This is a genomic window from Algoriphagus pacificus (assembly GCF_017254845.1).
GTDB lineage: Bacteria > Bacteroidota > Bacteroidia > Cytophagales > Cyclobacteriaceae > Algoriphagus > Algoriphagus pacificus.
In genome coordinates this window covers 106,824-129,905 of sequence record NZ_JAFKCU010000003.1, presented here as the reverse complement: position 1 = coordinate 129,905, position 23,082 = coordinate 106,824, and the positions used below count along the sequence as shown (strand labels likewise).

Annotated in this window: 20 protein-coding genes; 3 read left to right on the top strand and 17 right to left on the bottom strand. The window is 34.9% G+C overall.

Going from position 1 to position 23,082, the window contains the following annotated elements:
- Positions 1 to 2: 2 nt before the first annotated feature.
- Positions 3 to 794 carry a hypothetical protein gene (locus tag J0A69_RS13060; RefSeq protein WP_206587051.1) on the bottom strand — a complete coding sequence of 264 codons (792 nt, stop codon included), beginning with the start codon at positions 792 to 794 and terminating at the stop codon, positions 3 to 5.
- 200 nt (positions 795 to 994) lie between these two features.
- Here J0A69_RS13060 and J0A69_RS13055 point away from each other — a divergent pair, with 200 nt between their 5' ends.
- Together J0A69_RS13055 and J0A69_RS13050 are read left to right on the top strand one after the other, a co-directional pair.
- On the top strand, positions 995 to 2,119 hold the full coding sequence (locus J0A69_RS13055) for a pyridoxal phosphate-dependent aminotransferase (protein WP_206587050.1): 1,125 nt from the start codon (positions 995 to 997) through the stop codon (positions 2,117 to 2,119).
- Entirely contained in the window at positions 2,120 to 2,674 is a 555-nt protein-coding gene (locus J0A69_RS13050; protein ID WP_206587049.1) for a GNAT family N-acetyltransferase, read from the top strand.
- Here J0A69_RS13050 and J0A69_RS13045 read toward each other — a convergent pair.
- The 6 genes from J0A69_RS13045 to J0A69_RS13020 form a co-directional block, all read right to left on the bottom strand.
- Positions 2,663 to 4,030, bottom strand: a complete 1,368-nt coding sequence (locus J0A69_RS13045) for an exonuclease domain-containing protein (protein ID WP_206587048.1) — start codon at positions 4,028 to 4,030, stop codon at positions 2,663 to 2,665. The two genes, J0A69_RS13050 and J0A69_RS13045, sit on opposite strands and share 12 nt — an antisense overlap.
- 95 nt (positions 4,031 to 4,125) lie before the next feature.
- Positions 4,126 to 5,706 (bottom strand): NAD(P)/FAD-dependent oxidoreductase, encoded by a 1,581-nt coding sequence (locus tag J0A69_RS13040; RefSeq protein ID WP_206587047.1) that lies wholly within the window; start codon positions 5,704 to 5,706, stop codon positions 4,126 to 4,128.
- Positions 5,707 to 5,947: 241 nt separating this feature from the next.
- Positions 5,948 to 7,858: a polysaccharide biosynthesis protein gene (locus tag J0A69_RS13035; protein ID WP_206587046.1), complete on the bottom strand. Its 1,911-nt coding sequence runs from the start codon at positions 7,856 to 7,858 to the stop codon at positions 5,948 to 5,950.
- A gap of 254 nt (positions 7,859 to 8,112) precedes the next feature.
- Positions 8,113 to 8,727, bottom strand: coding sequence for a sugar transferase (locus J0A69_RS13030; protein WP_206587045.1), 615 nt, complete (start codon positions 8,725 to 8,727; stop codon positions 8,113 to 8,115).
- Positions 8,728 to 9,867: an aminotransferase class I/II-fold pyridoxal phosphate-dependent enzyme gene (locus J0A69_RS13025; RefSeq protein ID WP_206587044.1), complete on the bottom strand. Its 1,140-nt coding sequence runs from the start codon at positions 9,865 to 9,867 to the stop codon at positions 8,728 to 8,730.
- Between the two features lie 128 nt (positions 9,868 to 9,995).
- Entirely contained in the window at positions 9,996 to 11,153 is a 1,158-nt protein-coding gene (locus J0A69_RS13020) for a glycosyltransferase family 4 protein (protein ID WP_206587043.1), read from the bottom strand.
- A gap of 276 nt (positions 11,154 to 11,429) precedes the next feature.
- Here J0A69_RS13020 and J0A69_RS13015 point away from each other — a divergent pair, with 276 nt between their 5' ends.
- Positions 11,430 to 12,131: a sugar transferase gene (locus J0A69_RS13015; protein WP_206587042.1), complete on the top strand. Its 702-nt coding sequence runs from the start codon at positions 11,430 to 11,432 to the stop codon at positions 12,129 to 12,131.
- A gap of 93 nt (positions 12,132 to 12,224) precedes the next feature.
- Here J0A69_RS13015 and J0A69_RS13010 read toward each other — a convergent pair whose 3' ends face one another.
- The 10 genes from J0A69_RS13010 to J0A69_RS12965 form a co-directional block, all read right to left on the bottom strand.
- Positions 12,225 to 12,869, bottom strand: coding sequence for a DUF6266 family protein (locus J0A69_RS13010; protein WP_206587041.1), 645 nt, complete (start codon positions 12,867 to 12,869; stop codon positions 12,225 to 12,227).
- Between the two features lie 191 nt (positions 12,870 to 13,060).
- Positions 13,061 to 13,306 carry a hypothetical protein gene (locus J0A69_RS13005; RefSeq protein ID WP_206587040.1) on the bottom strand — a complete coding sequence of 82 codons (246 nt, stop codon included), beginning with the start codon at positions 13,304 to 13,306 and terminating at the stop codon, positions 13,061 to 13,063.
- A 310-nt stretch (positions 13,307 to 13,616) separates the two neighbouring features.
- Entirely contained in the window at positions 13,617 to 14,852 is a 1,236-nt protein-coding gene (locus J0A69_RS13000) for a WcaI family glycosyltransferase (protein WP_206587039.1), read from the bottom strand.
- Between the two features lie 183 nt (positions 14,853 to 15,035).
- Positions 15,036 to 16,481 carry a capsule assembly Wzi family protein gene (locus tag J0A69_RS12995; RefSeq protein WP_206587038.1) on the bottom strand — a complete coding sequence of 482 codons (1,446 nt, stop codon included), beginning with the start codon at positions 16,479 to 16,481 and terminating at the stop codon, positions 15,036 to 15,038.
- A gap of 257 nt (positions 16,482 to 16,738) precedes the next feature.
- The gene (locus J0A69_RS12990; RefSeq protein ID WP_206587037.1) at positions 16,739 to 17,287 is read right to left on the bottom strand and encodes a WcaF family extracellular polysaccharide biosynthesis acetyltransferase; all 549 of its coding nucleotides are present in this window, start codon (positions 17,285 to 17,287) and stop codon (positions 16,739 to 16,741) included.
- The gene (locus tag J0A69_RS12985; protein ID WP_206587036.1) at positions 17,287 to 18,393 is read right to left on the bottom strand and encodes a glycosyltransferase; all 1,107 of its coding nucleotides are present in this window, start codon (positions 18,391 to 18,393) and stop codon (positions 17,287 to 17,289) included. Before J0A69_RS12985 ends, J0A69_RS12990 begins: the two co-directional genes overlap by 1 nt.
- 1 nt (position 18,394) lies before the next feature.
- The gene (locus J0A69_RS12980) at positions 18,395 to 19,456 is read right to left on the bottom strand and encodes a glycosyltransferase (protein ID WP_206587035.1); all 1,062 of its coding nucleotides are present in this window, start codon (positions 19,454 to 19,456) and stop codon (positions 18,395 to 18,397) included.
- Positions 19,453 to 20,799, bottom strand: coding sequence for a hypothetical protein (locus J0A69_RS12975; RefSeq protein ID WP_206587034.1), 1,347 nt, complete (start codon positions 20,797 to 20,799; stop codon positions 19,453 to 19,455). Before J0A69_RS12975 ends, J0A69_RS12980 begins: the two co-directional genes overlap by 4 nt.
- A complete protein-coding gene (locus J0A69_RS12970; RefSeq protein ID WP_206587033.1) occupies positions 20,775 to 21,881 on the bottom strand; it encodes a glycosyltransferase in 1,107 nt (368 codons plus the stop codon). The genes J0A69_RS12975 and J0A69_RS12970 overlap by 25 nt, the downstream gene beginning before the upstream one ends.
- Positions 21,853 to 23,082 (bottom strand): hypothetical protein, encoded by a 1,230-nt coding sequence (locus J0A69_RS12965; protein WP_206587032.1) that lies wholly within the window; start codon positions 23,080 to 23,082, stop codon positions 21,853 to 21,855. The genes J0A69_RS12970 and J0A69_RS12965 overlap by 29 nt, the downstream gene beginning before the upstream one ends.

The window sequence follows — 23,082 nt, the reverse complement described above, 5'->3', positions numbered from 1 at the left end:
GACTATCGCACTACATTTTCTAAAGTGGCCAAATACACCCATTTCTGATCTCTTGAGTTTAGGCCTTCTGTTACTTTTTTCTGCTGCTCCGCTGTTTGGCTCATATCCTCATATGCCTGAGCATTGAAAAACTGCATGTAATCTTTGTACATATTCATGGTCAGGTGAGTTGACTTTGCCTCGGAACCTAAAGGAAGAGCTGTTCTAAGAAAGCTCCAATGCCCCATCAGGCCTTGTTCGATTCTACTTTGATGGATAGGCTTAAATACTTCCATTTCAGCCTTCTCATAGGCATCAAACTTACCTTCATAAGCTTTCATCAGGTCAAAGGAAGCTAGGACACCTGGTTTCATCTGAAAATCATCATTTGTTCCAACAATTTCCTTCATGTATAGACGCATAGGAGTATCTCGGATAGCCAGTGCATTTGAAAAGAGATTTGCCACCTGAGCATCATTCAAATGCGGGTAAGCAATCTTTGTATATTCAATCATGGCGGATTCATCCATTCCATTCATCATCTCAACAGGATCATCAAAATAAGTAATCATGATGTATTGAAAAGCGCTTTGATCAGCACCTGACTGTAGGGACCAAAAATCCCAGCCTTTGATTTTTTTATCATTCAAAGCCTGCCTATAAACCTTCTCCATGAGATCTTTAAACTCGATGTAATCAAAGATTTGATCATTTTCAACTTTGATAAAATCGAATACCATATATTGAGTTTGCTGGGCCCTAATTGTACCTGCCATCAGCAACCCAAAAACCAAGAATAATACAAGCTTTTTCATAATCTTTTGGGTTTAGGGTAAATTGTGCTTTCCATTAATTTAAAAAATTATTTTGTTCATATCTTTATATAAGAGAGAATATTTTATTTTCTTGGTTTTTTTAGCAAAAAAGCTAATTTTAATAAAGTGATGCAGAAAATGAAATTTTCACAAAGTATCCTTGATCTATTTAACTAATTAACAAATAAACCATATATAAAATGACAGGAATAACAAGACGATCTTGGCTGAAAAATGCAACCTTGGGTGGTGGTTTAGCTATGTTTGGAGGGCTCGGATTGACCCAAACACTCTCCGCGGCCGAAATAAAGAAATACAATCCAAGACCATTGGATGGTCCCATCCGCCTAGGATCCAATGAAAATCCTTATGGACCTTCTGAAACTGTAAGAAAAGCCATGAGTTCTCATTTTGATTTGGGTTGCAGGTATCCCTGGAGCTATAATGGAGATTTGGTAAAAATGCTCGCTGAAAAGGAAGGGGTTCCCGAAGATCATATTGTTTTAGTAGCAGGATCTACAGAAGGCCTGAAAATCTCAGGTTTGACTTTTGGCAGTGGTGGTGAAATCATCACCTGTGCCCCAACTTTCTTATCGATGATGACTTATGCCGAACTCTGGGGTACGGAAATCAATTGGGTTCCTTTGAATAAGGATCTGGATTTTGATCTGGATGAAATTGAAAAGCGAGTATCCTCTAAGACTAAATTGGTCTTCCTCTGCAATCCCAACAATCCAACGGGTAAACTTTTACCGGCTCAGAAAGTGAAGGATTTTTGCGAAACTGTCAGCAAAAAAGCTATTGTGTTCTCCGATGAGGCATACTATGATTATATCACAGAACCAAATTACCCTTCCATGGTTGACTTGGTTAAGCAAGGAAAGAATGTGATTGTTTCTAGGACTTTCTCCAAGGTTTATGGTCTTGCTGGAATTAGACTTGGCTACTTAATCGCAAAACCGGAATTAGCGGCCAAACTTCAGGATCGTGTGGTAGCCAATACAAATATCATGGCAATTGAAGCTGGAAAGGCAGCTTTGATGGATCAGGATTTTTATAATTTCTCTGTCAGCAAGGCAAAAGAGGCAAAGAAAATGATTACAGATACTTTGGACAGTCTAAAAATGCCATACCTCGATTCCCATGCTAATTTTGTTTTTTTCCATTCAGGAAGAGATATCGTGGAGTTAAATAAGCAAATGGAAAATAAAGGTTTTATTATTGGTAGACCATTCCCTCCATTAAATGATTGGTGTAGGATTTCTACCGGTACTTTGGAGGAAGTGGCCCTTTACAATACTGCAATCAAAGAAGTACTTGGCTAAATGATAGCACCTGATCTTATTCTTGAAAATGAAAAAGTCCTGCTCAGACCAATGATTGAGCAGGACTTTCCTTTGCTTCAGCAATTATGCACAGACCCTGCCATGTGGACTTGGTTTACCTTTGACCTGAGTACCACTGAGGGATTCAAAAATTGGGCTTTACCTGCTTTGGATGGGCAACGCTATCAATTCACGGTCATTGAAAAAGCTACTGGTAAATTGGCTGGATCCACTGCATTTGGAAGTTTTTCTCCGAGAGACGAGCGATTGGAAATAGGTTGGACTTGGTTAGGAAAGGAATTTCAAGGAACAGGAATCAATCAGGCAATGAAAAAGGCAATGCTGGAATATTGCTTTGAAGTATTGAAATTAAAACGAGTTGAAATCAAAACCGATGTTTTAAACCTTTCTGCAAGACATGCCTTGATTAAATTAGGGGCATTCGAGGAAGGCGTCTTAAGAAGCCATACCCTGATGACTCATGGGAGGAGAAGAGATACGATTTATTACAGTGTTTTACCTGATGAATGGCAAAAGATAAAATCACGAGACTGAGCTCAATATCCGAATCTGTGAGGGGCTGAAGGTAGGAATGAACTGTCTCAGTATATAAAATGTCTCTGGCACAGAATGGACGGTCTCCAATTTTTCTAAAATCTCTTTTTCACTTTCTGCTTCTTCCAAAAAGCCATACTTGCTGAGGATTCCTCTTTCGAAAACACAAGCTGCTATTTCTCCTGAGACTCTTCCTGGAAGTGTCAAAAGTATTTCTTTTTGAGTTTCTTTAATTCTACTGATAAAAGCCTCTATCCTCTGATTATACTCTTTCGGACTTAATTCGGAATTACAGCTACCCTGACAACTGTTGATTTCGCCAGGCTTACATCCAGCTTTTCTCAAGCCACATAGTCTAGGACAAAGTTCAAAACTAGCAATCCCTTCCTTTAAAAATGATGTTGCCTCTTCTGAGGAAAAAAAGGATTCCAAGGGTTTAAGATGCTTAGTAACTTTCGCAATTTGAAATCTTCCATATCCGGAATTATCCTCGTAATGAAACAGTCCCCACATGGTTTTAGGCATTTTCAGGGCAGCATTGTACTTAGGCCATAAACGCTTGATTTCCAAAGCTTCAAGTATCAAAGCCAAAAATTCAGTTCCGGTTAGCTCCCATCTCAAATCCACAATCTCGGCCTTCAATTGCTGTTTGATATTTGCCAGTAAGTTCCCAGAAAAATGATTTTTAAATCGCTCCTTGATGTTGATTGCTTTTCCTACATAGATGACTTTTCCTTTGTCATTCAACATGTAATAAACCCCACATGCTTCTGGAATCTTCCTGAATTTTGATACTGAAAAATTGGGTGGTAAAAAGGCCTCGCCAGTATTCTTTTTAAGTGAAGCTGTTATAATTTCAGGTTTGCTTTTGATCATTTGATCAAAGAGAATGGCAGTTGCTCTGGCGTCCCCCATGGCTCTATGCCTAGCATGAATAGGAATTCTTCTGACCTCACAAATCCTTCCCAAACTATAGGAACTCAAACCAGGGAAGATTTTTCTGGATAATCGAACGGTGCACAGTTTATCCGCTCTAAAATCCTTTCCAGATCTCTTGAAGCATTCCCTTACAAAACCATAATCAAAATTTACTGAATGGGCTACAAAAACTCTCCCATAAAGTAATTCCCAAAGTTTTTCAGCTATCTCATCAAAAGTTGGAGCTTCTTGCACTATGGAATTATCAATCCCAGTAAGCCCAGTAATGTAGCTAGGGATGAATTGCTCGGGATTGATTAAAGTTTCATATTCTTCAATAACCTGCTCCCCATCATGAATCAAAATCGCTATTTCCGTGATACCGCAATTAGAAGCAGCACCTCCGGTTGTTTCAATATCTACAATAGCGTATTCCATCCTGCAAAATAGAGATTAAAAGAACGTCTTAAGTATGAAAGTCAGAAACTGTCAGATCATTAGAAGTAAATTATTTAGTGGAGATTTCTTTTGCTTTACCTTTTAACGTAGGCAGCAATCAATTTCTCAGCGCATCTTTCCCCATCCATAGCCGCTGAAACAATTCCTCCAGCATATCCTGCCCCCTCCCCACATGGATATAGTCTTTTCAGCTCTAAATGCTCAAAACTCTCTCTATCGCGAGGAATTCTTACTGGAGAAGATGTACGGCTCTCTACTCCTATTAATTGAGATTCATTGGTATAATAGCCCTTCATCTTTTGGCCAAATGACTTGAAAGCCATTGCCAGTCGGGCTGAAATAAAATCAGGTAATACATCCCGCATTTCCACAGCTTGTAGGCCGGGCTGATACGAAGTATCCAATAAGGAAGTACTTACTCTATTTTCAACAAAGTCCACCATCCTTTGAGCCGGAGCTACTTGGGTTTCTCCCCCAGCTTTCCAAGCTTTCTTTTCTATTTCCTCCTGAAAATACATGGCTGCCAAAGGCCCATGCTTTTGATATTGAGGCAAGTCTTCCAGTTCGACGGAGACTACTATTCCAGAATTAGCAAATTTACTATCCCTCCTACTTGGGCTCATACCATTGACCACAAGTTCTCCAGGAGATGTAGCCGCCGGAACTATATATCCACCCGGACACATGCAAAAACTAAATACACCTCTCTGCTTGCCTTTAAATTCGGTCTGTGAAACCAAAGAATAGGCTGAAGCAGGCAAATAAGGTCCTCGGTCAACTTGACAATGATATTGAATCCTATCAATCAAATTCTGTGAATGCTCAATCCTGACTCCCAAAGCAAATGGCTTTGCCTCAATCAACACCCTTTTTTGATGGAGTAGCTGAAAAATATCTCTTGCGGAATGCCCCGTCGCTAAAATCACTCCCAGTCCCTTAATAGTCTCTCCATGTTGGGTTATTACTCCCTTTATTTCATCGGCCTCAATTACTAAATCATCAACTCGGCAATCGAAATGTATCTCACCTCCTGCATCCAAAATGCTTTGCCTTAATTCTGCTACCAGTTTGGGGAGTTTATTTGTGCCAATATGAGGATGGGCATCTACCAAAATTTCTTCAGTTGCCCCATGAGCAACCAGAATCTCCATGATTCTTCTGATATCTCCCCTCTTTTTGGAGCGGGTATATAATTTACCATCTGAGTAAGTACCTGCTCCCCCTTCTCCAAAGCAGTAATTAGAATCAGGATTGACAATATGATCCTTAGTGATAGCAGCCAAATCCCTTCTCCTGGCTCTGACATCTTTGCCGCGCTCCAAAACAATTGGTTTTACTCCCAATTCAATTGCTCTCAAAGCTGCGAACAAGCCAGCTGGTCCTGCTCCAACAATAATGATTTGATCTGAATTGGAAACATTGGAATAAGAGGGTGAATTATTTAAAAGTGAGGGAGCTTGCTCTTTAATAAAAAGTTCGGCCTGAACATTTACTCTCACCTGCCTTCCTCTGGCATCAATTGATCTCTTGACTTGCCTAGCAATTACATCTTTTGAATCCAAAGGTAGACCTGCCTTTTTTAGTACGGTTTCCTGGAAAACAAGGGGATCATATGCCTGCTCTGGGCTTAATTGGAGGGTAAATTCTTTCTTCATAGTAAGGTTTTTATCCTTAAATATTCTGCAAAGATAGGAAGGAATTTGGAAGAATGAGATTGCTAGTAATCAGTGGTCAGTTGGCAGTCTCAGTTCCGGTACAGGAAGCTCTCATTTTTTCAGCCTGAGCGAAGTCGAAGGCTATTCAATAATATCAGTTGGCAGTGGTCAGTAATCAGTGGACAGTTGGCAGTGGACAGTCGTCAGTCGTCAGTCGACCATGCACTCTATTTTCAAAAAATCAATTTAGCCGATCCAGCACCTCAAATCTGGAGGAGTTTGAAATAAACTCAGGTACAATAACCTTCAAATGGCTTACCAGATCATTCTCTGAATTCTTACCTATCAAATCCATAAACAATTCGATTTGACCGTCAATTTTATGATAGGATGCAGGAGCAACCTGAGCAATTTTGATTTTAGGATGATGCGTGATCTTTACAGTTTCAAAATCATTTAATAATTCCTCGTACAGCTTCTCTCCTTCTCTCAATCCAGAGAAAACAATTTTGATATCCTGATCTACTTTCTTTCCGGATAACTGGATCATTTTTTTTGCTAGATCCAAGATCTTCACAGGTTCACCCATATCGAACACATAGATCTCTCCACCTTCACCCATTACACCAGCTTCCAATACTAACTGGCATGCTTCAGGGATAGTCATGAAATAACGTGTGATATCCGGATGAGTCACAGTGATAGGTCCACCGTGAATGATCTGCTTTTTGAACAATGGAATTACTGATCCATTAGAACCCAAAACATTTCCAAATCTTGTAGTAATGAATTTGGTATGGTATTTTTTATGATTTGTATCTAAGTATTCATTTAAAGCCTGAACATACATTTCTGCAGTTCTTTTGCTTGCTCCCATTACATTGGTAGGATTCACGGCTTTATCAGTAGAAACAAATACAAACTTATCAACCTGTGATAGCACAGATAGATCAGCTAAGATTTTCGTACCTATTACATTCGCATGTACTGCTTCTTCCGGATAGTTTTCCATCATAGGTACATGCTTATATGCTGCAGCATGGAATACAACTTGAGGTTTCAGATTCCTGAAAACCTCTTTCATTTTCTTTTTATTCCTTACATCCCCAAGGATAATCTTGATAGGACAATGAGGCCAGTTTTCTTTAAACTCCTGCTCCACATCATACAAAGCGGACTCAGCTATATCTAAAAGAATCAAGAGTTTTGGTTCGTAATGACAAATCTGTCTGCATAGCTCAGAACCGATTGATCCTGCAGCTCCTGTAACCAAAACAACTTTACCCATCAAATCCTCATGGATTCTTGGATTGTCCAATCGAATCTGTTCTCTACTTAATAGATCCTCGATTTTGATTTCTCTAATTGCTCCAGCAGTAAGGCCACCATTAATCCATTGATCTACTGGTGGTACAATGGAAACTGAAATTTTTAAGCGTAGGCACTCGTCAATGATCTCATTCTTTCTTTGAACAGACAAGTCCCTTACAGCAATGATTAATTCGGTTACATTGAATTGTGAAGCCAATCTTTCCAAATCACTCAGACCTTGGAAAATTCTTTTGCCATCAATGTTTTTTCCCTCCTTTTTCGGATCATCATCCAAAAAAGCAACAGTATTGAATAAGCTTTTACTATCTCTTTTAATAGCTTCCTGCGCAATGATTCCAGCTTCGCCTGCTCCGAAGATGACTCCGTTTTTCAATTCCCTTTCAGTAATTCCATTTTTCAAATAGACAAAAAGCTCCTTAACCAAAAGCCTATAGAAAATCAGCATAAACATGGCTGATAAACTGGCAATGATCAAGACTGAAGTTGGAAGCAGAAATCTATCATTCAGAAAATTCCCATGGAAAAAATTAAGGAATAGGAATAATACGAAATTGATAATAACCGTTTTAAAAATATTGGAACCGTCTCTGAAACCAGTATGGCGAACAATACCTTCATAACTTCTTGTGTTCTGCATAACGAGCAGACCACCTACCATAAAAGTAAAGGAACCGGCAAAAGCATCATTTTGCTCGATGAGTGAAAGCTCAAAATTAAATCGGACCAAATATCCAAAAAGAGCACACTGTAGTAAGATGAAAGAATCCAAAGTGGCTATAATCCATCTGGGAAGGATTTTTAACCTTGTCAAAAAATTCATAGTAGAGGTTGGTTCAAATTGCTAATATTTGATTTCAAACTTACTTTAACTAGACACCAAATATATCACAAATAAAGCAGAATATTATCATAGTCCCAAAGAACCTAAGGTGATTTTCAAAATATTCCAATATTATTTTGCATTATTGGTATAATTAAAAAAGCTTTTTAAAACATACGAATTAAAAGGATTCGTGGATTTCTAAAATCAAAAATACAATTACTTTTTTAGGAATTAAATCCAGAAGCAATTAATTATTGACTCTTTGAGCCAGTAAATTTACCTGCACTGACATGGCCTTTTTGTGTAATTCCTTTTCCTGCCAACACATTAAAAAGTGTAATAAATAAGATCTTGATATCTAGTAAAAAACTGCAGTTTTCCACATACCAGATATCATATTCAAATTTCTTTTCCCAGGAAATGGCGTTCCTACCATTTATTTGAGCCCAACCGGTCACTCCTGGTTTGACAAGATGCCTTTTTTGTTGCTCATCCGAATACAAGACCAAATATTCCCTTAGTAAAGGCCTAGGCCCCACCATACTCATATCACCTTTAAGAACATTTATTAATTGGGGAATTTCATCCAAAGAACTACTTCGAATGGCTTTTCCCAAAGATGTAATCCTAAATTCATCTGCTAAGATATTACCATTGGAATCGTATAAATCCCGCATGGTTTTGAATTTCAAAATAAAGAAGGGTTTACCGTCTTTTCCGGGACGAACTTGAGCGAAGAATGGGTTGGATTTATGATGTATCCATAAGAAGATACATAAAAGCAAAAAAATAGGAGAAAGAATCAAAAACATTAAAAAGGATATGATGATATCCAATATCCTCTTAAAGAAACTAGGGTATTTCACTTAGAAATAACTTTTTAGAATCTCCTTATCTATAATGCCTGCGATCTCTTCCTGATCTGAATAAGTCAAATTAGAAGAACTTGGTAAGCATAGTCCTGACAAAAACAGTTTCTCTGATATTCTACCACCATAAAAAGGTACTTCCTTAAATACTGGTTGCAGGTGAAGAGGTTTCCAGAGAAATCTGGTTTCTATACCTTTTTTCAATAGCAATATTCTCAATCTATCATTTGAAAAGCCTGTTTTCTTTTCATCAATAATAATAGTAGAAAGCCAGAAGTTAGAATGCGAGTCTTCATTTTCCTCTTGAAATGAAATCCCATCAAAATTGCTGAAAAGCTCCCTGTAATTTTGATTGATTTTTCTTCTGCTTTTAACAAAATCCTCCAATTGCTCCAATTGAGCTAAGCCAACTGCAGCAGTCAAATTATTCATTTTATAATTGTAGCCGATTTCGAGGTGCTGATAATAAGGAAGATCCTCCCTCGCTTGAGTGGACAAATGAATTCCTCTTTGAATGATGGAAGTATCATTTGAAATTAAAGCTCCTCCCCCACCAGAAGTAATGATTTTATTTCCATTAAAGGAGAAAACGCCAATTTTACCAAAGGTCCCGCAATGCTGACCATCATATAAACTTCCAACAGCCTCTGCAGCATCTTCCAAAACCGGAATCTGATACTTATTGGCTATTTCAAGAATCTCATTGATTTTAGCTGGCATCCCAAATAGATGTACCAAAACAATTGCTTTGGGTTTTTTACCCATGGCAATTCTACTCAATATCGCATCTTCTAAGATTTCCGGAGAAATATTCCAAGTATCTAGTTCGCTGTCTACAAATATTGGTTTGGCACCTAAGTAAACAATTGGATTGGCAGAAGCACAAAAAGTAAAGGATTGACATATCACCTCATCTCCAGGCCCTATTCCTAATAAGACCATTGCCAAATGCAAGGCAGAAGTTCCGGAATTTAAAGCAACAGCCTGATGGGAGCGAATTTTCTTGGCAAGCTTCCCCTCAAATTTGGTTATAAAGGGTCCGAAAGTCGCCAAATGACCAGAACTAATAGCCTGCTCGGTATAGCTTTTTTCGTTGCCTTTAAAGACAGGAAATGATAAGGGAATCCTATATGCCATTCAAATGAAATTGAAATTCACTTCTAAACATAGCACTATTCCAACAAAAACCCAACCAAAAACAGTTTTAGGTACATTATTAAAAAAGGCCCACATGGGCCTAAAGTTATATTTAATCAAGAGAATGTTTAATTCATATTTATTGGACTATCCTTGAAACTCTCCTTGTCCAATTTGATTTTTTTCTTTTTTCTTTTTTCTAACTCTCTGATTTCAAGGATTCTTGGTGCCAGATCAACTTTCTTCTTCACATATTTTACTGTAACCTGATCCAATCTCCAGCCTAAGAAAATTGCAATAAAAGATAGAATAGGTAGTACTATATGATCGGAAAAATCTTTCATTACAAAAACCATAAAAACCAATACCAACTGCAAAAAACCTAATATCAAAGCGACTTGATTATGTTTTAATCCCATCCTCATCAGGAAGTGATGAACATGGGATTTGTCTGGAACCATTGGTCCTTTGCCTTGAGAGATTCTTCGAGTAAAGACCCTTGCCATATCATATAATGGATAAAGCATCAATGCCACTGCTATTGAAAAGGTATCTTCAAATTTCATAGCAGAACTAGCTGGTAAAGCTTCATTTATTTCCATAAAGGCAACTATCAAAGTTGCCAGTGTAAAACCCAAAGTCAGAGAGCCCGTGTCTCCCATAAAAATTTTTGCAGGATGCCAGTTGAAAACTAAAAATGATAATACCCCTCCCAGAAAAACAAAGCTGATCAAAGCATAACTTTCAAAACCCAAAAGGTAAAACCAAATACCTAATAAACTTAAGGCAATGATGGCGATAGTTCCTGCTAAGCCATCCAAACCATCTATTAAGTTAAAGCCATTTGTCAGCGCTAATAAAACCAAGGCTGTAAATCCATAACTCCCAATTAGGTTAAGTTCTTCAATCCCTAAAAAGCCATGAAAGGTTTTGATTCTTATATCGGCTACGAACATTACAATAAGTACAGAAACCAATTGTCCCAATAATTTTCTGGAAGCACGGAGCTCCACCATATCATCACGAAGCCCAACAAAAAACATTAAACAAATCGCTCCCAAAATATATCGGATATCAGGAATTTGGAATTGCCAGGCCCAGATACCCAAGGATACTAATGCTGCAATATAAAATCCGATTCCGCCCATGGAAGGTACCACAGTTTGATGAATTTTTCTACCACCTGGGGTGTCAGAAAGCTCATAGCGGTTAAGAATCTTTATCAATACTGGAAAAAAAAGTATACCAGTAGCAAAGGCGGTTAAAAAGGCCAGAAAATAGTACATAGAAGTAAATTTGATTAAAAAAAAGCAAAAACTGCTCCCAAAATTATAAACGAATTAAACTTTAAACGCTTTTATATAACGAATGGCAACAAATTTGAACTTAAATTTTCAAATAATTTTGAACAACGAAGAATTACTTAATTTTTTGTTTACAAAATGCAAATTTATGTATTTACAAAAATAAAGGCATTCTTTTTGAAATTATTTGAATAAACAAGACCTTTGATTAACCCAAATTAACTATTAGAATTATTTTTTACTACACACCAATGCCACATGACTGAGTATTTACGAAAGAAAATTGAGAACCTAGATCTCTATGTTAACTATTCGGATTCTTTAGAAAATGACAATGAATCCTTGGTTTCAGAATATTACAACTGGCAAAATCTTGTTGCCAAAAGAGCCATTGATTTAATTGGGGCCTTTCTATTTTTCTTGATTTGTGGATGGTGGCTTTTTCCAATCGTGGCGATAATTATCAAATTAGATTCAAAAGGACCTGTATTCTTTAAGCAAATCAGAGAAGGTCAAAATAATTCCACTTTCAACTGTTATAAGTTTAGATCTATGGTGGTTAATAAGGAAGCGGATCTTAAGCAAGCCACCAAAAACGATCCTAGAATCACCCGAGTTGGTAAGTTTTTAAGAAGAACAAGTATCGATGAACTACCACAAATCTTAAATGTGATTTATGGTAATATGTCACTGGTAGGACCAAGACCGCATATCCTTGTTCAGAACAATGCACATGAAAAAGAAATTGAAGGATATAAAAATAGGCATATTGTAAAGCCAGGTATTACTGGTTTAGCACAGGCTAAAGGATATAGAGGGGAAACACAGCAGTCCAATTCTATTTATTTCCGCTACAAACTAGATATGTACTATATTAAAAACTGGAATCCTTGGTTCGATATCAAAATCATGGGAATGACCATCAAGCATATTTTTACGGATAATGATAATGCTTATTAAATACTGAAAAAGTTAAATTTCAAGGATGGCAGAATTGTCATCCTTTTTTTTATGATTACCCTTATTGAATTTTTTTATTTAAAAAAAGAGGATTTAAACTCTACCCAAATATTGAGAATCAGAAATCAATAATTTCTTCTTGTTTAGTGGTCTATGAAATAACAGGTAAAGCTCCCACTCCATATTTAGCTTTTCTGGGCTAAACGGGATGGAAACAGTTAATTCCCTTCTTTTTGCAATATTCTGTATCCAGAGATGTTTTTGAATTTCAGGTTGGTTGAGTAAGACTGATACCTGATCATTTGGATTAGCATTGGCTTCGTGAGAATTATTTGCCCAGATGATTTTGATTTCCTCTCCTCCCCTAATCGCTGAGGCTTCGAAAGCCCCTACCAGACTTCCTTTGCTGATTTGTAAATAAGCCGGATTGATTCTGGGATTTGCCTGATGGTTGTAGCCCTTGGTGGCCAGATCCGTATGTGCCCAGTTCACCCCGGTCTTTTGATCCAGAAAATTCTGATAACCAAAATCTAGCACCCGTTTCAAGGGTCGCAGGTAGGCATTGATTTCTTTCAGCCTAGTTTGATATACTTTTTGGAGTGGAGATGGGTTGGTTTTGTTTTTATGAGGTCCGCTGGGTAAGCTCCTCATAATAGTTTTTCCATTGAGTTTGTAGAAAGTAAAACCTCCTACTTTTCCTTCTGGCTGGATAATGCTGGTATCAGAGATAGTAGCCATATTTTAAAAAGTTTATTTGAACTATAGACAAAGTAGTAAATAGTTCTTAATAATCAAATACTCAAGCTACTTTAGGTCAAGGTATTTATAGCTCTTTTACTGGGTTTATATAGGCTTGAGTAGTATAAATCCTTTATAATCCCTGTATGAACCCTGTATAAACCCAAGATCTACATAGGGACTCTATACATTCACTGCAAGGGAATATCCTCCTTTTTAGCTCTAGCTTTCTGCTGGAACTGCTTGAGGTTTTTGCTGACATGGGCTGCCAGGAGTTGGAAGAAGTATTGCCTGTTTTCTACTTCCTGATGGGTTTTATCCATTTGGGAAAGCTCCAGCAACCAGCACTGATACATCTCCCAGAGGAATAAAGAAATATCCTCCTCCAAATAGGAATCGAATAATTCTTCTGCGCTGTGATCAAAATTCAGATTCATAAGATTATGTGCTAGTACATTAGAAAGGATTTAAAGTCATCTTTTTTCTCTTAGATTCTGATCAAAGTACATGTAATTCAATGGGATACTCTACTCTAAAGGGGAATGATTTAGCTCATCCAAAAGAATAATTTATTCTGTAAAAAAGCGGCTGCAGCGCATGTTTTGCTTGTTCTATTGGCAGAAATAAAACACTTTAGTTCAAGTACTTCGAAGAGAAATTCTTAATTCCTTCGAGTTACTGACAAATCAATAAAAAAGGGAGGCATAAGCCTCCCTTTTATTAGTTTCAAATTGGAAGTTATTAACTCTAAGTATTCAAAGCTTTTATAAGTTTATCTTCAAAAGCTCCCAACACTGCTTCTTTAGCCAAAGACTTTTCTGCATAGCTTCTTGCATTTATTTTGATTCTTTCAGCATCCTCACTTTCCAAGCAGAATTTAATTCCTTTGACTAATTCTTCAGCGGAACCTGGTTCGATTAAGACTCCCATTTGATGTTCTGCAACAACATCATATAAACTTGTTCCTTCCACTGCTGTGATTAAAGCCAATCCACCTGCTGCCAAAATTCCGGTCAACTTAGATGGCATAACCAAGTCTGAGGCCTCCTTCTTCTGAAGTACCAAATGAACATCAGCAATAGCAAGCAGCCTTGATAAATCCTCATAAGGCTGCAAAGGAAAGAATCGTACATTATCCAAGCCCAAATCCTGAGCTTGCTCTTCCAATCTCTTTTTAGCTCCCCCATCTCCAACAATTACAAATTGAATGGAAGTATCATTTTTAAAGCTAAGCGCAGCATCTAAAATAAACTCCAATCCTTGCTTCTCTCCCATATTGCCAGAATAGAGAACTACCTGATCTGATTTCTTTAATCCAAAGCTTTCCCTTAAAGACTCTTCTTTAGTCATGGGTTTAATAAAGTCAGAATCTACCCAGTTTGGAAATAACCATTGTTTATAAGCAGGAATACCCTTGGCAGCAATTTTTCTTTCCATACCCAAACTGATGGTACTGACATAATCACTTTTCTTGAAATAAAAGCGTTCGAAGGCAAACATTAGATTGATTAGCGACTTATTGTTAATCAATTCCAGATCATGAACTACATCAACCTGTAAATCCTGAACATGGCTGATTAATTTGGAACCTCGAAACCATTTCACCATTAATGGATAGGCAGTAAGATGAAATGGAGGATTCAGGCAAATAACAAAATCGTATTTTCTACTGAAAAGCTTCCTAAACCATATAGGAAAAATGCTGGCTAGAAAGGCCAGCTCATGAATGATTTTCTTTATAGCGGAGGGATCTTCAGGAATATAAAGTGGACAACGGATTACTTCTACCCCATCAATCATTTCTTTCTTCCAAAAGTATTTAGGATAGCCATCTGCCAATTTCCATTGAGGGTAATAGGGATGAGCAGTAATCATGCTAACCTGATGACCTTTTGAAGCCAGGTAGGAACACATCTCCCCTGTATATTTCCCTATCCCTGTCAGGTCTGGGGCATAATTAATTCCAAAAACTAAAATCCGCATGGTAAACTAAACCACAGAGAACACTGAGTCCACATAGTATGAGGGGCAAAGATTCATTGAGGGTAGTAATGTTAAAAGGTTAATGGTTAAATGTTAAAATAAAGCATGAATTAACGTTTTACAGCTTAACTTTTAACATGCTAGGGTTTATATTTTATTTTTTTTCCACTCTGTGGCTTAACCTTACTTGTTGAATAGATAAATCAAATTCACCTGAGTGCTTGTAGAGAAGAGGTTATTTTTCTGAGGGAAATCAACATTTTTCTGGCTTCCTAGTTCCTGAGACCAATAATAGTTAGAGGCATAGGTAAATAGCATTCTTCCAGAAAAAATCAGATTCTTCCACTGATGATCGAATACCGGACCGGCAGTAAAATCAATCCATGGTTCGTAACCATTCTTAGCTAGATCCGCGGTATCATAAAAATCAGCAAAAGGAGCCTTACGCTCTAAATAGAGCCCAAGCTTATTAAGGTCTTCAACTAAAGAAATCTCAAGCATTTGTGCATTTGACCCCATCCCAAGTCCAACTCCCATAGCCTGATCCCAAGATGTAAATCCGCCGATCGTCCCATTGGTATGCCAAGGAGTGGTGCTTGCTGCTCTAACTATCCAATTAACAGATTGAGATTGCTGAGTCATCTCCCCTCTAATCTGTATTAATTTCAAATTCGGAAGCTGAAAAAGCTTATTAAATCCCAATAAATATGCTCTAGAATGAGCTGGACTAAGAATTAGATCTCTCATATTTAAGGCATGGTCTCTTCTTCCAAATTCACCATAGAATTCTAAACCTGCCTTAGGAATTACCTGTCTAAAAAAGACGGTAATCTGTTGATCTCTCCCTCGATCTGACTTCCCTACTAAATCTGACCCAACGGACTGCTTTGTCACTCCCCAGAATACAGGAAATATATCTATAAAATTTTTAACAGAAACAGAATCGGTAAATGTTTGAACTGTTCGAGCAGCTCCTATTGATAGTCCAGATATCCATTTTGGAGAAATGGAAAAATTTAATGCATTTAGATACCTATTTCTATTAGGTTTTATTCTACTTCGAGAATTTAAAACAGAATCTTGATAAGTATGATATTTTTTTGATTCCGGGAAACCAGAAATCATTTGAAATTCAAAGGAACCAAAAAATGTCTTTGCAGGTCTATGAGTACCTAATACTCCATGAAAAAATCCAGGCGCATTATTTGAGAAAGTTAGTGCATTCCACTGACCTGGCCCCCACCATAAATTACGATTTGATAAGCCTAATTCAAATGCGCCTAATTTCCCTACAATCTTTGATTGACCCAAACCAATTCTAGTATAAAACTCATCACCAAATCTTTCAGGATTTTCACCATTCGGAAAAACATTTAGAAGGACTGTACTGCCTTGATATCTTAAATTCTGAGCAATATTAATCTCAGGCTGAAAATCAATACTAAAGTATTTTTTTGATATAAATCCTCCTCCAGATATATAAAATTGCATTCCTTTTCCGGGGATCATTCCATTGGGGCTATACCAATAAGGACGAACAGTATTTCCAAAAACCGAAATACGGGTTGGAATAATACCATACTTGGTACCATGCCCTATTTCTTTAATCCAAGGCTTTTGAAAAGCCATTTCTGGGCTTTGTAAAAAAGAATATTTGATTGAATCTGGAATTTCTTTTAGTAATTGACTTCTCCTTGACTCTAGTGAAAAAACAGGATAATCGGAAGGCAAAGTCTGAGCATTTAGAACAGAAGAGAAAAAGATAAATAGAAAAAAAAAGAAATCCTTTTTAAAATAACAGAATTTAAAAATCATTTCTTCGAAAATAAAATTATGGATGACTTGATAATTTATAGTTAAAGATATATAAAAGAATTCTAGGCAACTTATTTAATTTTTCTTTTTCTAATAGGAACTGCAGGATTCCCTTGGTACACGGTGAATTGTTCTAAGTCTCGTGTCGCAATTGAACCAACAGTTAATATTGAATGTGACTTACAAACGACACCCGGGCAGACAACTGCTTGAGCTCCAATCCAAACTCCATCTTCTAAAACAATAGGTGCATTACGATAATCAAATGAAGACATTGTATAATCATGATTTCCAGTTAGTAATTGCGCTCCTTGAGAAATACATACATGACTTCCAATCTTAATATTATCCAAATTATCAATCCAACAACCTTCTCCTAACCAAACATAGTCTCCTAATTCTAGCTTCCAAGGAAACTTTATTCGAACTGAGGTTTTGATAATTAATCCTCTTCCCAATTTTGCACCAAATATCCGAAGTAGATAAATCTTTAAGCCCATTACTGGCATCCAGGCTGATTCAATAATTAGAGCATGTATCAAAAACCACAACGTTCTCTTTAATAAACCAGCTCCCTTATCAAAAGTATTTGATTTAAATAAATTTAAGTCAGTCTGCATTAATTATTTTTTACGCACTTTTTCTTATATGCTTCAAGGAAAGCCTCTGCCACAAAATTGATTTCATATTTTTTTTCAATAAGTTCAACTCCCCTTTTTCCCATTTCTTTCAATTGTTCAGGGGATAATTCATTGGCAATCTTTAACGTTTTTGCAAGATTTTCTTTAGATAACTTAATCCACCACCCACAACCATTTAATTCTAATTCTTGCCAAGGAGTTTCAGTTGTGGTTATTACAGGTATTCCAACAGCTAAAGCTTCAGCTACGACTATACCAAAATTTTCAGAATAAGTTGGTAATACAAATATATCGGCCCAACAAAACAAATCCCATTTCAGATCTTCATAAGCCGCACCTGGATAAAAAACTTTTTTATTTAATTCTAAATCGGAAGTTTTCTTTTTCAATGAAGAAATATAGCTTTCTTCCCCTGTCCCACAAATTTTCAGTTTAAAATCTGGTATTTTTCTTAGAGCTAATGCTTCTAGTAACACCTCGATCCCTTTCTTTGGGTGAATTCGAGAAAGAAACAAAATCCTAAGTGGTTCACCTATCGAACGAAAATCCTTTTTTCTTCTAACTTCTGATAGATTTATACCATTAGGAATAACAAAACTATCTTGCTTATAGCCCAAATTTCTAATTTGGTTTAGTTCTGAACTGGCAGTTACATGTATGTAATCAGCTGACCTTATTGCTGTATCTTGATATAAAAATAAAGCTAGCTTTTTCTTCCAAGGATTTCTAGCTAATATATAGGGCTCTAACATACCATGTGGAGAAAGAATAACTTTTATTCCAAGTTCTTGAGCAACTTTCTGAAATAGCCAATTTTGAGGAGTCCAAATCCCATTAATATGAACAATATCCGGTTTTTCATATTCAATTAACTTAAGAAAGTTATTTTTCAATCTTGGCAAAACCCAAAGAGAGAATTCAAAAAAAACAACTTTTACATTAGGAATTTGCACAGGATTTGCCGTTTTACCTGTAGCAATAATTAATTCGATTTTTGAGCTAATAGCAGAACTCAATAACTGAATATAGGCAGTTGTTCCACCATCATTTTTATCAATAGATGCTATAAAATGAATAACTTTCAAATTAAATAATAGAGTTTGCCTGATCAATCATATTCTTCATTAATAAATTTTTTCGAACATATTCACGGGCATTTATGGACATTTGATTTTGAAAATAATCATCTAAATTTTCAATCTGGCACAATGCATCTTGTATATTTTCAAATATCAATCCATTTATCTTATGTTTTAAATAGTAATATTCAACGCATTGTAAGGTATGTTCTGAACGCTTAAATGTCAAAACGGGTTTACCATATGCTAAAGCTTCAACAATTGATAGACCAATCCAACCAGGTTGCAAATAAAAATCAGCAACAGTAAAAAGATCGTCTTTTAAGGACTGATCATATACTGAACCAAAATCGTATACATTTGAATACGAACTAAAATCCGGTTTTAACTTTCCATCTCCAATAATTATAAATCCAAATTTTTTTGAGTCCAATTTTTCGATCAATTCAATCATCAAATCTATACGACGATAATTATTTGTAAATCTTGCACAAAAAATAAAGCATGTTGATTGACCTATCCTGTATTGTTTTTTTAGATTTTCTTTTGTTTGAACATGAGTAAATTCTAATATACTCTCAACTCCCGATATCGTATTTGACAGCGCAATTATACTTTTTCTTGGAAAAATTTTTTGCCATTGATTTGCCTCCTTTTTTGTATAAATCCATGCTCCGTCAGCTAAAGAAATCATTAATTTTAATTTAAAATCAGGCTTATTTGTTTCTTGAAGGTACCTTTTAACAGATATCCCCTGCCCCATCAAAATTATTTTCTTCTTGTGAAAAAATTTAGAAAATAATAAAAACCATGTTGATAGATGTCCAAAATGAAGCATTAGAACTAAAGTTTCATCCTTATTCCTAAATAAACTAAACGGATTATAAAAAAGGAATGGACCAAATTGAATATTTCTTATTTTTTTTACTTTCAAATTTGATGGGAAAAAGTTTTCGCTCTTAGCTTCTTTAAGATTATAACAATAAATATTAATCCGATTAAAACGACCTATGCCTGCAAAAAATTCTTCACGATAATGTGGAACATGAGGTTGAAGTATTGAAATCATGAAATAAGGTTTTCTATATTTGTCCAATAAAGATTTCTTTTTCCTTCATGAATAGAATCAAATGCTATAGAAGTTCCATTAGCATTCCACCTAGGATGTAAGTCACAATGTAAACCTGATCTAGTAAAACAGTAGAGTTCATAAGAGATCATATTAAGAATATTTTGATCTACCCCTTTAGTAACTTGATAATAATCGGCAATGTAAGGTTTTTCATTTATCATTTTAAAAACACCCAAATCTCTCCTAACATTTGAATAAAAGTCAAAAAGCATTAAAATTCTTTCGCCATTAGAATTGGGGTATGTATCATTAATAATTAAATCACGATTAATAGGAGAAAACATAGGATGCCCATCCTCAGTTAATATACCTTTAGCAATCTCTTTTATATTAGGAATATCATTATCTCTAACAAGCAAAAAAGACATTGACAATTGATTCGAAACTTTATAAAGAATATTTTTCAAAAAATTTTTAGCTACTCCCAATAAAGGTTTAACAAGTGGATTTGAGAAAATTGGATTAGAACGTATATTATCTACATTACCACCTGTGCGACCCCAAATAAAAATGGTTTGATCATCCTTCCAGTCAAAATGACTTAAAAAACCAACAGCTAAACATCTTAAGTTATTTCCCTCAATTCCAATCGACATTAATCTAGTTCTAATACCACCATCTGGAAGGAAAAACCTATGTAAGAAAGCAATCCTATTATTTGAAGGGTTAAGCACAGGATGAGTAATAAAATGATGAGATACGTCTTTAGAGCTAGAAAAAATATCACATTCAGCTACCTCTTTAATAGAAACAAGTAATTTTCTCTCTTTAGAATGTAAATCTAAAATCCATAAACCTTGAGTTGAAGGACTAGGATCATTATAACATTCATCATTAATCCCAATATAACCATATCCACCCAATCTGTGAATTCTTTGATAATCTAGGCCAAAAGCAAGTTTTTTATTCTTTGAAAGACAATGAATTGAAGATTGATAAGACTCTACTTGATTACCAGAAATTGTATCATAAATTTGAGCTCCCCATTTGTCTCCAATTTGATTATTGATAATAAAATGTTCATTATCTAACCATTGCTGTCTAGCTCCTTGCGGAAAATTGAAAGCATTAGTCTTTCCAATACTTATAAAATTCCCTGAAAAAGTATTTGCAAATCCAAAATCAATTTTTTCTCCAGGCAAGGGCGGACGATTAATTACCATAGGATTTAAACAAAGAATTTTTTCATTATCATGACTAAACGCAATTAAGTCATGAAATCCGAAAAAATAATGACCCTTACCTAATACACTTTTTAATTGAAGGTTAATTTTATCCATTGATCAAATTCTTTAGTTCTATAATCCCAGCTATGTAAATCAGGGTCAATTGTTTTATTAATTTTAGAAGTTAATACATTTTCCATAGTATTAGCTAATGAAACAGAAGAACCAGCATCATAATAAACACCTTTGTCCTTTAATACTATATAGGGTTCACCTATTTTACATGTAACTATTGATTTCCTATAAGGGAGATACATATAAAGTTTACTAGGACATCTAGCCCAATCTTGAATTGTATCATTCATAGGAGAAAGGAAAGAATCTGATATAGAAAAATATTGAGAAATATCCTCTTCCTTTACAAATCCTGGGAGAAATACAAAATTTTCTAATTTATTATTTTTAACAAATTCAATAGCCTCGTTATAATGCCTACCTTTACCTAATAATAATAGACGGAATTCTAGCCCTCTATCCACTAACAATTTAGATGCTTCTAACATTAAATTCGAACCATAATTTTTTGTAATTGTCCCAAGAAAGGTAAAATTAAATTTATTTGATAAAGCCAATATATCTGTCTTAATATCATTTAATTTAACATCTTTACTTAACAAATAAGAAAAAGCATAAGGATGATAAAATATAGGAATATTCCTTAATTTAAAAACACTTATTTTCCTAAAATAATCAACAAGAAATTTACTAGCACAAATCAATGCATCAGAATAAACAAGAGAATAAAATTCCAAACAATAAGAAAATACTTTTTTCAAACCCTTAATATCAGAAATACCAGATTGTAATTCCGAATGTTCTATAAGAATTTTAGCCCCAGAATTTTTTAAAACAAAATTACGAGGAACAAAAGCACATACATATATAAAATCAGGTTTAATCCTTTGTACAATACTGTTCTTTGACCTTAATTCATTTATTAAATTTGACTTATCAAAATAATGTAATTTAACATCACTATTACATTCGACAGCAGCTCTTGAAACATTTTCTTCCGTATTTTCTAGAATAATATGAACATCCCAATTCAATTTAGAAAGTGGATTAGCCATACCAAGTGCTCTTTTTAAAGTCGCTATATTTTTAATATCACCTGTTGTGACGAAACAAATTTTCATAATTAATTATTAACTTCATTGGAGACATAAATATATAAGATGATAAAATAAAAGAAAAATATAAAGGTAATGTATATCTAAAATGAGAACTTGGAGAAAAAATTCCATTCCAGATTAATTGAAGAATAAAGAAAATAATAATAATGTAGAATTTATCAAATTTAGAAATTGAAAGAATTCCTCTTTTTGTGAAATAATATAAAATCAAAAACATAAATAAAAACGAAAAAATTCCATTTTGCATCCCAGAACCAACTAGAACAGAATGCGAAGGAATTACATCAAACTCAGTAGGCACTCTATTACTATTTTTAAAATATTCCATCAAGTAATGATATTTACCTGAAGTATCTTCAGCCCAAGCACCATGACCAAAAAAAAATGAATCATAAAAAGCATAAAAACCAACAATAGTTTCTGTACGACCCATATATATTAAATTTAAAGGATTATAAGGATTTTCCAAACTCTTTATTTGCCAAGAATTACCGCTTTCAATATTTCCATTTAGAACTTGACTTACATATAAAAAATAAAAACCATAAGATATAAAAATTAAAAATATAGCCGTGAAAAATATAATCTTTTTATTAATCAATGGTTTAAATATAAAATAAAATGAAATTAAACCAGTTAAGGCTATAATTGATCCATAACTTCTAGCTCCTAAAACTACAAAAATAAAACCAATTATTATAGTTAAAACTGAAACTTTCAATTTCCCCAAGAATAATGACAACATTAGTATAATATTTCCTACAATAGGCGCAATATAAAATTTTAAGTAAGTTGCACCTTCCCCAGATACAACATCAGATAGATCACCTTGAAACTGGGTTCCAAAAATTAAACTCCTAAATAACATACCAAGCAAAGCGAACAAAACTAAATATCTATTTTTAATAAAAAATTTAAATAAAAAATAAAAATGAAAAAAGGAAACTATAGTTACAGCAAGTCCTTTTAAAGAATTGCTAAAAGAATTTCCAACTACTAATTCTGACAATATTTGGGAAAAAAAAAGGCCAGTGTAAAACCACGCCAAGATTTTTAATTCAGGATATAGTAAGAAATCGTTTCTTTTAAAATAAATAAAAAAAGTTGAAATTAAAAAAATTTCACTTAACGAGATAGTTCCAATAAAATTAAAATTTATCCCAAAACAAACTTCGAGGAAAAAGATAATAAATTTATCAACCAT